At 36.2% G+C, this 9,374-nt stretch carries 10 protein-coding genes and 6 pseudogenes; 7 read left to right on the top strand and 9 right to left on the bottom strand.

Annotation, left to right across the window (positions count from 1 at the left end; all coding sequences use genetic code 11):
• Positions 1 to 90 precede the first annotated feature (90 nt).
• The 4 genes and pseudogenes from ACG9ZB_RS16125 to ACG9ZB_RS16110 all read right to left on the bottom strand — a co-directional run.
• Positions 91 to 243, bottom strand: a pseudogene (locus ACG9ZB_RS16125) (IS3 family transposase); the annotation flags it as partial.
• Between the two features lie 72 nt (positions 244 to 315).
• A complete protein-coding gene (locus ACG9ZB_RS16120; protein WP_078390476.1) occupies positions 316 to 717 on the bottom strand; it encodes a helix-turn-helix domain-containing protein in 402 nt (133 codons plus the stop codon).
• Between the two features lies 1 nt (position 718).
• Complete coding sequence (locus ACG9ZB_RS16115) at positions 719 to 1,009, bottom strand: type II toxin-antitoxin system HigB family toxin (RefSeq protein WP_078390477.1); 291 nt, start codon at positions 1,007 to 1,009, stop codon at positions 719 to 721.
• A 288-nt stretch (positions 1,010 to 1,297) separates the two neighbouring features.
• Positions 1,298 to 1,955 (bottom strand): annotated as a pseudogene (locus ACG9ZB_RS16110) (hypothetical protein); the annotation flags it as partial.
• Between the two features lies 1 nt (position 1,956).
• Here ACG9ZB_RS16110 and ACG9ZB_RS16105 point away from each other — a divergent pair.
• The 5 genes and pseudogenes from ACG9ZB_RS16105 to ACG9ZB_RS16085 form a co-directional block, all read left to right on the top strand.
• Positions 1,957 to 2,190: pseudogene (locus tag ACG9ZB_RS16105) on the top strand (transposase); the annotation flags it as partial.
• Between the two features lie 183 nt (positions 2,191 to 2,373).
• Positions 2,374 to 3,015, top strand: a complete 642-nt coding sequence (locus tag ACG9ZB_RS16100) for an SOS response-associated peptidase (RefSeq protein ID WP_419326740.1) — start codon at positions 2,374 to 2,376, stop codon at positions 3,013 to 3,015.
• 111 nt (positions 3,016 to 3,126) lie between these two features.
• Entirely contained in the window at positions 3,127 to 3,753 is a 627-nt protein-coding gene (locus ACG9ZB_RS16095; protein ID WP_419326739.1) for a LexA family protein, read from the top strand.
• A 14-nt stretch (positions 3,754 to 3,767) separates the two neighbouring features.
• Positions 3,768 to 5,063, top strand: a complete 1,296-nt coding sequence (locus ACG9ZB_RS16090) for a Y-family DNA polymerase (RefSeq protein WP_419326738.1) — start codon at positions 3,768 to 3,770, stop codon at positions 5,061 to 5,063.
• 4 nt (positions 5,064 to 5,067) lie between these two features.
• Positions 5,068 to 5,286, top strand: coding sequence for a hypothetical protein (locus tag ACG9ZB_RS16085; RefSeq protein ID WP_419326737.1), 219 nt, complete (start codon positions 5,068 to 5,070; stop codon positions 5,284 to 5,286).
• 236 nt (positions 5,287 to 5,522) lie between these two features.
• Here the strand turns inward: ACG9ZB_RS16085 and ACG9ZB_RS16080 are convergent.
• Together ACG9ZB_RS16080 and ACG9ZB_RS16075 are read right to left on the bottom strand one after the other, a co-directional pair.
• Positions 5,523 to 5,728, bottom strand: a pseudogene (locus tag ACG9ZB_RS16080) (hypothetical protein); the annotation flags it as partial.
• A pseudogene (locus ACG9ZB_RS16075) lies at positions 5,724 to 5,855 on the bottom strand (recombinase family protein); the annotation flags it as partial. The pseudogenes ACG9ZB_RS16080 and ACG9ZB_RS16075, both read right to left, overlap by 5 nt.
• Before the next feature lie 917 nt (positions 5,856 to 6,772).
• Between ACG9ZB_RS16075 and ACG9ZB_RS16070 the strand changes: the two are divergent.
• Complete coding sequence (locus tag ACG9ZB_RS16070; RefSeq protein ID WP_218287700.1) at positions 6,773 to 7,261, top strand: pyridoxamine 5'-phosphate oxidase family protein; 489 nt, start codon at positions 6,773 to 6,775, stop codon at positions 7,259 to 7,261.
• 38 nt (positions 7,262 to 7,299) lie between these two features.
• Here the strand turns inward: ACG9ZB_RS16070 and ACG9ZB_RS16065 are convergent, their stop codons facing one another.
• On the bottom strand, positions 7,300 to 7,767 hold the full coding sequence (locus ACG9ZB_RS16065; RefSeq protein WP_419326736.1) for a BLUF domain-containing protein: 468 nt from the start codon (positions 7,765 to 7,767) through the stop codon (positions 7,300 to 7,302).
• Positions 7,768 to 7,806: 39 nt separating this feature from the next.
• Positions 7,807 to 8,256 (bottom strand): BLUF domain-containing protein, encoded by a 450-nt coding sequence (locus tag ACG9ZB_RS16060; RefSeq protein WP_259233772.1) that lies wholly within the window; start codon positions 8,254 to 8,256, stop codon positions 7,807 to 7,809.
• 568 nt (positions 8,257 to 8,824) lie between these two features.
• Between ACG9ZB_RS16060 and ACG9ZB_RS16055 the strand changes: the two genes are divergently transcribed.
• Positions 8,825 to 9,166 (top strand): hypothetical protein, encoded by a 342-nt coding sequence (locus ACG9ZB_RS16055; protein ID WP_419326735.1) that lies wholly within the window; start codon positions 8,825 to 8,827, stop codon positions 9,164 to 9,166.
• Positions 9,167 to 9,250: 84 nt separating this feature from the next.
• Here ACG9ZB_RS16055 and ACG9ZB_RS16050 read toward each other — a convergent pair.
• Positions 9,251 to 9,374: pseudogene (locus ACG9ZB_RS16050) on the bottom strand (IS5/IS1182 family transposase); the annotation flags it as partial.

Raw genomic sequence — 9,374 nt, 5'->3', positions numbered from 1 at the left:
GTGGTGTAAGTCTTGTGTTTCTTGCTCATGGTAAACTCCTGATGAGTGTGTTTAGTTTACCAAGTTAAAACCTCCTGTTTTTTCAGCACACATCAACCAAACACGTAGTGTTTCAGGAGTACAGCCAATCTTAGGAGCTATTGCTGTGATTGCAGCCCAAGTAGAAGGATAATCTTTCTCGGATTCAATCAATAATTGAACCGCTCTTTCTCTGATTTCAGGGGTATATTTTAATTTTGTCATCGGGATAGTCTCTCAGAATATTGACTCTCCGACAAACCCGGTACGGTTCAGCGCCTCACGGCGCCCTATCTTTTAGAAAAACGTATCTGCCGATACATTAAACCGCTCAGACAATGCCTTAATATGACGAATATTCAGTTGGCGTTTTCCACTTAAAATCTCAGAAATCACAGATTGGGTTGCAACCTCTGATAAGTCAGACTGACCTAAACCATGTTGCTCCATTAGAAAAGCCAAAGCAGCACGGCCATCCCCTTTAACCATAGGAAGATGCTCATTTTCATAATCAGCAACCAAATCACCAAGCTGATGAATAAGCCCCATTAAAGGATGAGACTCGTCATCACCAACGGTATCTAAAAGTTCATCTAAAGCTTCAACAAGTGTATGAAAGTCGTCTTCATTTTCTGGCTTGCTAAGCAATGGTGCAACGTAGTGCCAGTGGTCTACGGCCTGTTTAATCATCGCGTTCATACTAACCTTCCTTCCAATGACCTTGGTCATATTCTTTATGGGACAAGACATGACGAATATACACACGTTTTGCGTGATACATCACGACGGCAATAAGTCGGATCTTGTTCCCGCCAATATCGAATACATGGAACTTTCTAACTTTATCGACCGCTGGAAAGAGCTGTTTCATCTCAGCAAAATCTTTCGGATCGTTTGCCTTTATGATTCGATACCAACCATCTAATGCCGTTTCAGCCTGTGGCCACTTGTGAATTGCTTCTATAATTCGAGCGTGGGTGATCACATGCATAATATTTTATCGCATTTTGCTATAAATCAAGTATAAACCAATTATCGCATTTTGCAATATTGAAGAGCTAGGATGAATAAAGCGCCAAACGGCGCTTTATTCATTATCAGAATACACTTAATCTGATGACCTTAAAAATTCCTGTTCATTAATCTGACTTTTCCCCGTCACATGCAGTTCATAGAATTTACGACTCACATGGACCATGCAACCCAAGTCAATGACTTGATTTAAAGCATGCTTTCCATCTCAAAGGTTTCAGACAACTTAAGCAACCTGTTGATTTATTTAGATCTCTTCTAATGCTTTTACCAATTTAGTTAAGTTATGCTCCGGATCCAGCCACCAATCAACTGTCCACACTGATAATACCTTCCAGCCTAACCCATTTAATACTGTTGGTCTGAGCTGATCACAGTCTCTTGCTGTAGCTGCTTTTGCATAATTTTCACCATCGACTAGAATACCTACAATATAGCTATCTGCATGCAAGTCATCTTTAATAGCAAGATCTACACAGCTATCGCCCTGACCTATTCCGAGGTCAACGCTCCAATATTTTTCTTGAAGCCTATTTTGTAAGTACTTTACAAATTCTTTTTAGTCTGCTGTTTGCTTTGATCAGCATAATTTAAATGCAGCTGACCACTACGAGCAAAAACCAAGAAATCTTTTAGATCCCTTACACCTTCACTATTGGTGCGTGCCAAATTAATTTCTTCTGGAATTAAGGCCGAGACAACATGTAATCCTTGACGAGTACTAGTAATTGCTACATTTAGACGGCGCTGACCACCTTGACGGTTAAGCGTACCAAAATTCATAGATAAGCGGCCATCACGGTCTTTTGCGTAAGTAATTGAGAAATCGATAATATCGCGTTCACCCCTTGCACATTCTCTAAATTTTTAACAAATAAATGCTCAATGCCTACTTTACTCAATGTCGACCCACATTCACCATGGCAGAAAGGCACATGCGAAAATATGAATGGTTTAATAAGGCAATATTTACCTAAAGGGATTGATTTAAATCAGCCAGATCAGCATTATTTAAATCAAGTTGCCATGTCACTGAATACTCGTCCTAGAAAAGAGTTAGATTGGCTTACACCATTAGAGAAGTTTGCTCAAATTTTTGATTATCATAAGGCTTTTGAAACTGGCGCTCCTCATGTTTGAATTCGCCTGTTTGTGCATTTTCATTAGTTTTAGTACGTGAAGGACAAAAGTTCACGACTCTTGATTTGTTGCTTATAGTCTGTCTAATTGTATTTTCTTACCTATCATTCAAATATTGGTACATTCTGTTATGGAATTTTAAGGCAAATAATTCGAAATGTGACACTTAAAGGTATGATAATCATGTGCTCGAATTACCTATTTCCAAGTAAAAGAAATTTGATGCTTTTGGGTGTCGATACTAGCCAGTTCGATCTTGAGCTTAAGGATCATGTCTTTCCTTCTTGTCACGCTCCAATCATCTTGAATGGCTCAGAACATTTGGAACTTGATATCGCAAAGTTTGGATTACTTCCGAGTTGGGCGAAAGAATTGAAATTTAGCAGCCACACTTATAATGCACGTACCGAGTCTGTAGCTGATAAGCCCAGCTTTCGACACTCATGGAAATACAGCAAGTTCTGCCTAGTCCCTGTGCAAGAGTTCTACGAACCCAAATACATCAATGGCAAGCCATACTGGTACACCATCAAGCGTAAAGATGATCAGCCTTTCACGGTTGCAGGGATCTATGATGATGCGGTGATTGATGGCAATAAGGTACGTTCCTTTTCAATGTTGACCATCAATTCGGATCATCACCCCTTCATGAAGCAATTCCATGCACCGATGGATGAAAAACGCTCCATCATCGTTATTCCACAGCAGTACAGAAAAGACTGGCTGACTGCAGATCATGAACACGCGCATGAATATTTTTTTCAAATGCCCGATGAATTCATCACTTTTCCACGCGATAAGCAGAAACAAAACGTCTTATTCTGACGCATCCTTGTTTATCCACAACTTTTTAAATTTGATTTTCAAACGTTGTTAGTAATATCCTATTTAGACAAATTCTACTTCCAAACACGCCTCGTAGCGTAGGAGTATCACATGTCTAAGAAGTTGCCTATCTACTTCTCTGACGACGCATGGTCATCTTTACAAGAGCTCATGGGTCCAGAGGGTAAGCCAAGCCCTACCATCAATACCGTGCTTGAACAAATCGCTGTTCAAAATGAACTGGTTGCGCAGTTAGGGCTTACTGCAGTTCTACCCAAATCCAAAGTCTCAATTCCCGTATCTCTAGAGCGCATCCCTGCAGGTCCAGCCTTTAGTACCAAGGATGAACAAGACAAAGCGCTTGATCTAAATGAGTTCCTGATTCACAACCCGATTTCTACGTTCATTGCTTATGTAGACAGTGAATCCATGCTTGATGCTGGCCTAGAGATTAATGATCCAATCATTATTGATCGTAGTATTGAAGCCAAGCATTACGATATTGTTATTGCCCTGATTGATAACAATGCCTCGACAATTAAGCGGCTGATGATCACCAATAAGATGTCAAAGTCCGAAATCAAAGAGATATTTGGCGATGAAGATTATCCGCTTCCAGAACTTTGGTTGAAGGCTGAAAATCCTAACTACAATCACATCATCCCTGATGACAGTCAGACCATCTCAATCTGGGGTGTGGTGACTTTTAATTTAAAACGTATTTATCACCGCTCATAAAAAGAAGAATAACCATGAAAAGTAAAAATGAAATATTCGCGTTAGTCGACGTGAATAATTGCTACGTCTCGTGTGAACGTGTGTTTAATCCTGCCTTGAATGATCGCCCGACCATCGTGCTGAGCAACAATGATGGCTGTGCGGTGGCCAGAAGCCAAGAAGCGAAAGACCTCGGGATTAAAATGGGTATTCCTGTATTTCAAATTCAGGATCTGATCAAGCAACATGACATTCAGGTGCTATCAAGTAATTTCTCCTTATATGGCGAAATGTCCAAGCGCTTTATGGAGCTGCTTGGGGACTATGTTGCACCAGGAGACCAAGAGGTCTATTCCATTGATGAATGTTTCCTAAAGCTCACAGCTTATGAGCATCTATTTGACCTGACTGAATATGCGCAAGATATGAGGGCTAAAGCTTGGCGTTGGTTAGGACTACCCTGCTGCATTGGGATTGGTCGCTCTAAAACTGAAGCCAAGATTGCCAATCATCTCGCCAAGAAAAACAAGTTTTTCAATGGAGTCTGTAATCTGGTCTATATGGACCCATGCTCTACAGAAACGCTACTCGCACAAGTAGATGTATCCGAAGTTTGGGGCGTTGGCAGGCAGAACTGTAAGAAGCTCAATGCCATGGGTGTTCAATCCGTTCTAGATCTGATCAATGCCAATCCTAAAGAAATCAAAAAGCAGTTCAGTATCGTGATGGAAAAGACGGTGCTTGAGCTACAGGGCCTTTCTTGTATTGACCTGAGTGATGATGCGGTAGCGAAAAAGCAAATCATCAGCAGTCGTTCATATGGGAACCTAGTCTATGAAATTGATGACATCAAAGCATCTGTCCGGTTTTATGTTGCTCGAGCCGTAAAGCGAATGCGTGAAGATGGCTCAATCTGCAAAATGATTGGGGTCTATATCCAAACCAGTCGCTTTGATAAGTCCGAGCGCTACTCGCCATATATCGTGGTGCAGATGCATGAGCATACAGACGACTTATTATTCATCACCAAGGCAGCAATGAAAGGTATCGATCAGATATTTAAGAAAGGCTTTAAGTATAAAAAGGCGGGAATCGTGCTGCTCGAAATCACAGATAAATCCAAATTTGTACCCGATCTATTCACGGACTATTCACATAGGCATGAACGCGAAAAACTTTCAGATGCCATCGAAGCCATCAGTGTACGGTTTGGGAAGAATCTCGTCACATTGGGAATTGCCAACAATCAAGAAGCCTCATGGCACATGAATCAAAACCTTAGATCACCATCGTATTTAACCAAATGGTCAGACTTACCAAGAATAGGATAAAAACATGCACTTATTTAAATTAAATGATGAACAACTCGCGCAGCTTCTTATCCCGAAACGTTTTGTACCACCTACTCCTCCTGAACATGAAAGCAAGAACATGGTTTATGTTTTTGATAGTGAGGATAAGTTTGAACTGACTTATGCTGAACTGGTGGAGATCATTAGCAAAGCGAGAATGGCTGGACCGAAGTTGATACCTGTTTTAGGTACTGTGAATTAGATTGAGCAGTGGCCGCACGCCACTTGAATCATTATTTGATTGGAAGCGGATTTGGGCTGAGCATAATTTAGCTCAAATTTAACTTAACAGGCCCACTAAAAATGGGTAACTGTCAGATCGAGTTTGGACTACAACACTTTAGCTCAGCGATTTACCAATTTACACTATTGTCTAAAATCCAGTGACGAAACTGTGATGCTAACGCTTTTAAATTTCCCCTTTTAAAGATGTTTAGGCTATTTGATCGAGATTTCATGTTTTTGCATCATTTTTAACATTAAATTAAATATAACCAGCGGAGTAACATTTTTTTGTTAGAGCCGACAACTCTTTGAAAACTAAATTTAACGGTTCGCTCAGGAGCATCCAAATTAACTGGGTAGTTTTGTTTTTCTAAATACAGATGATCTCCTAACATTGGCTCTATACCAGTAGTGAAGTTCTTTCTCTTGGATTCTTTTCTTTAGCTTATTGAAATCGTGTTGGGTTAGTCTTGATAGCCGATCCACACTTTCAACAAGTAATACATCTGCTTGGGTTGCTTCCTGCAGCAACTTATTCAACTCTGGCATGGTCGATCTTATATCTTGTGGAAAGTACTCATGCTGAGCTAGCCAAATTGTAAAACTCATGTATTGATAGCATTTAAATGAATCGTTCAATCGGTATATTTAAGGTAAAAACTAGTAATCAAAAGTTACTCTTATCTCCACACAAAACAAGCATCAAGCTAAAACAATAACTTAGAAATTTATTCTTCCACTTTTTTATATTTAGTGTTATCGGTAATTGCAGTAGGGATTACTAAATTTATCACACAGAAAATTGCATTGTTTAGATTCCTAAGATCAGAAAATTTTGTATGGCAAACGGCTTTGTTGCACAAAAAAAACTAACATTATGATTTTAATATACTTATTTTTATCTAAATTTTCATAAACCACTAAAAATCAGTATCTTACAAAATATTTACCGAACAAAGTCAATAAAAATTATTAACAATATTTAAATATCCTAAGTTTACAAAAATATGTGCGTTTAACAAGTCATTTAAATTAAAATAAAATTTATGAATATGTAAATATCTTTAAGGTAAATATGAATACGTATGAAATTACTCTTCAAGATGAGAACTTTAATTTACATAATATTATGAAAGTTAAAGACACTATTTATGATCCTATTAAAAGAATAGAAACGGAACAGTGGTTGTGGGTTTACTCTGAAACATCTGTTTTTTTCTATATCGAACTTTGGTTTGATTTACATCACGCTCAACTCAATCAGATACTCTTCGTTAAAAATAGGAGATTTAAAGTTGTTGATATAAAAAATATGAAAATTCGTTATTCTTAGTCTTAATTTTTCTTTTTACATTATTTTAAATTTTAATCGAATTTAACAACAATAATTTAACATAATAAAACTATTTAATATTTTTTATTGATCCATAGTAATAATTCAGTTTTTTATAGGAATTATAAAAGTGGAATACTTAACAAAAGATCATGTAGAGATTAATAAAATAGTTAAAGATATTCGTTTTGTGATGGTGACTTTCACAACTGAAGAAGGGCACTTACATTCAGTTCCTATGACCACACAAAATACTGATTTTAACGGGATTGTCTGGTTTATCGGTTCAAAAAAATCTGAATTGGTTAAAAATATTCAAAATCATCCTCAGGTCAACCTTGGCTACAGCAATATCTCGAATAATGACTATCTATCCGTGAATGGTATAGCTGAAGCCGTTAATGATCCTCAAGTTCTAGATCAGCTATGGTCATCTGCTTATGAAGCGTTCTTCGAACAAGGTAAAGCAGACCCAGATATTCAATTGATTCGAGTAATTTGTAATGGTGCTCAGTATTGGAAAGGGGCAGGGAAGCTTGTAACTCTATTCAAATTAGCAAAAGCATCTATATCAGGTGAAACTGAGCAGCTCGGTACAAGCCATACGATTAAGCTTTAAAATATAAATAAAAAAGACGAACCTTAGTTCGTCTTTTTTTATAAGTAAGAAGTAACACCCCTTTGATTCAAACCCATCTTACGACGAATGCGGGTTTGTTTCTCACTGGCAAGCTCATTTAATAAAATAATTAAATTGTCTTCATTTAGAGCAGAAGGAGTAAATACTTCTAGTCCCAAATTTTTGAAAAATAATTCAATTTTAGAACCATTTTGAACGTATTTCATTGACCAGTTTTTAAAGATAACTTGATCGATATCAATAACTTCAAACTCAATAATATTGTAATGTCTCAGGTCTAATTTAATTCTATCAAATAATTCTAGAACTATCTCTTTATCACCCTCAAGGCATTGAAAAAAATGATTATTGGCGTAATAAAGCACACCAAATATTGCATTTTTTTCATTGAAATCGCGAGCCATGTTTAGGATGCTGCTTAAGTCTTCAATAAGATCAGTAGATGATTCATTTCGGGTACTCGCATAGCACAGTCGAATCTTCATAAACTACCCCTAACGTAATTTAGATTACGAGTAAGGGCCCTATTCATCTGCTTCAAAGTGATAAGGTTCTACCTCATACTCTCCAGCTAAAAGCTCGATAAAGGGAGGAATAGTTTCACTAGATAAAAGATATGGATTGAATTCATCTAGATGATTTTCTATGAAAAAATCTCCTAATCTTTTATTGATAGGTGCAAACTTCATAGTCCAATTCTTGAACAAACCGACATCAACTTTTTCATAAAAGAGAATTTCACAGTTTTGGTGCCGAGGATCCTTTAAAATTTTATTGTAAAAAAGATCATCAACTTTAGTACTGCGCCCCTCTAGACATTGAACAAAGTAGCCATGCCCATAGTACAAGGCACCAGTAATATGATTACGTGAGTTAAAATCTACAGCAGAATTAATGATTTGCATTAAATCATTTTTTAGCTCTGGATGAGTGCTTGTAGACTTACTCGCATATAAAACTCTTACAAATTCCATTAGTTGGTTTCCGCATGTAGTAATTAGATAATCTGTGGTACAAATCATTAATTTTATTAAGAAATTTAATCCCATTCATAAAATGAAGAGTATTGAACTATTACGATAAAGAGTTATATCGTTCTATACGAATATTTTTGAAAATTAACGAAAATATTCAAATGTAAGGTTTTTTACTCCTGTTTTAGTGAATTGTTAAAGAATTAAGTGTACTTTACTATTTGTTAAATTTAAATATATGATATTAAATAAAATAATATAACAAAAAAATATTTTGTTTGGTTAAAATATATACAAATGTAGGTTATTTCTTACAATCATGTAAGCTATGGATTATAGTGTCATATTTCAGAATATCTATACTACCTACATACACAGCAGTGTTCATTATTAATAAAACTGAATATAAATTTAAGAGTTAATCTGCGAACTCTTAATTGAAAAATAATTAGTTATAAGATTAATGAGCATATTAGGATGTTGTGTTGGGGTAGACTTCTCCCTCCTTAGTGGGATTACTAAGGAGGGAGATAGTTTTAGTTAATTACTTAATAGACGAGGAAATGTAATGTTATTCATAAAAAATACTTTTGTTATAATTTCTTCCATATTTGTGATTTCTATATTGATCGTTATATTTAATAATTTTGGAATGAATAATAATTTTAATTTAATTTTCTCAGCACTTCTTTATGGTTTGTTTGTCACACTTTATTTTAAGACCTATATCTTAAGCTTAGTTAGTATAGGTGCTTTTTATAGTTCTCTTTTTGCCTTTACTAATTCATTTGAAGTCATAGGGATGTTGTTATTATCATTCAGCGTTCTAATTATTGTTAAAATGATAATGCCAAAACTTAAAAATGAAAATATTGAGCATATGTTTCTTAAAGAAAAACAAAATAGTTAGATATAAATATCGACTTAAATTAGCATTTGAAGGACTTTGTTGTACAAAGATTTGAAATGCAAAGCGCCCCTAATTGAGCCAAATTTAAGGCGTAACTTGGGTAAGTGGTCTACCTAATTCCGTAAATCTGTTAAGGACTGCTACACGTGCATGGATCTCATTCACTTGGCTATCAAAACTCCTTGCACTGAGTTTATCTCCTAATAAT

The organism is Acinetobacter johnsonii, assembly GCF_048551975.1.
Classification (GTDB): domain Bacteria; phylum Pseudomonadota; class Gammaproteobacteria; order Pseudomonadales; family Moraxellaceae; genus Acinetobacter; species Acinetobacter johnsonii_A.
The sequence above is the reverse complement of the archived record's forward strand: the minus strand, read 5'-3'. Positions and strand labels throughout refer to the sequence as shown.

What these genes read in the sequence shown, in the direction of transcription:
- ACG9ZB_RS16120 (WP_078390476.1), bottom strand. Translation starts at nt 717, where the DNA reads ATGAACGCGATGATTAAACAGGCCGTAGACCACTGGCACTACGTTGCA.
- ACG9ZB_RS16115 (WP_078390477.1), bottom strand. Translation starts at nt 1,009, where the DNA reads ATGCATGTGATCACCCACGCTCGAATTATAGAAGCAATTCACAAGTGG.
- ACG9ZB_RS16100 (WP_419326740.1), top strand. Translation starts at nt 2,374, where the DNA reads ATGTGCTCGAATTACCTATTTCCAAGTAAAAGAAATTTGATGCTTTTG.
- ACG9ZB_RS16095 (WP_419326739.1), top strand. Translation starts at nt 3,127, where the DNA reads ATGTCTAAGAAGTTGCCTATCTACTTCTCTGACGACGCATGGTCATCT.
- ACG9ZB_RS16090 (WP_419326738.1), top strand. Translation starts at nt 3,768, where the DNA reads ATGAAAAGTAAAAATGAAATATTCGCGTTAGTCGACGTGAATAATTGC.
- ACG9ZB_RS16085 (WP_419326737.1), top strand. Translation starts at nt 5,068, where the DNA reads ATGCACTTATTTAAATTAAATGATGAACAACTCGCGCAGCTTCTTATC.
- ACG9ZB_RS16065 (WP_419326736.1), bottom strand. Translation starts at nt 7,767, where the DNA reads ATGAAGATTCGACTGTGCTATGCGAGTACCCGAAATGAATCATCTACT.
- ACG9ZB_RS16060 (WP_259233772.1), bottom strand. Translation starts at nt 8,256, where the DNA reads ATGGAATTTGTAAGAGTTTTATATGCGAGTAAGTCTACAAGCACTCAT.
- ACG9ZB_RS16055 (WP_419326735.1), top strand. Translation starts at nt 8,825, where the DNA reads ATGTTATTCATAAAAAATACTTTTGTTATAATTTCTTCCATATTTGTG.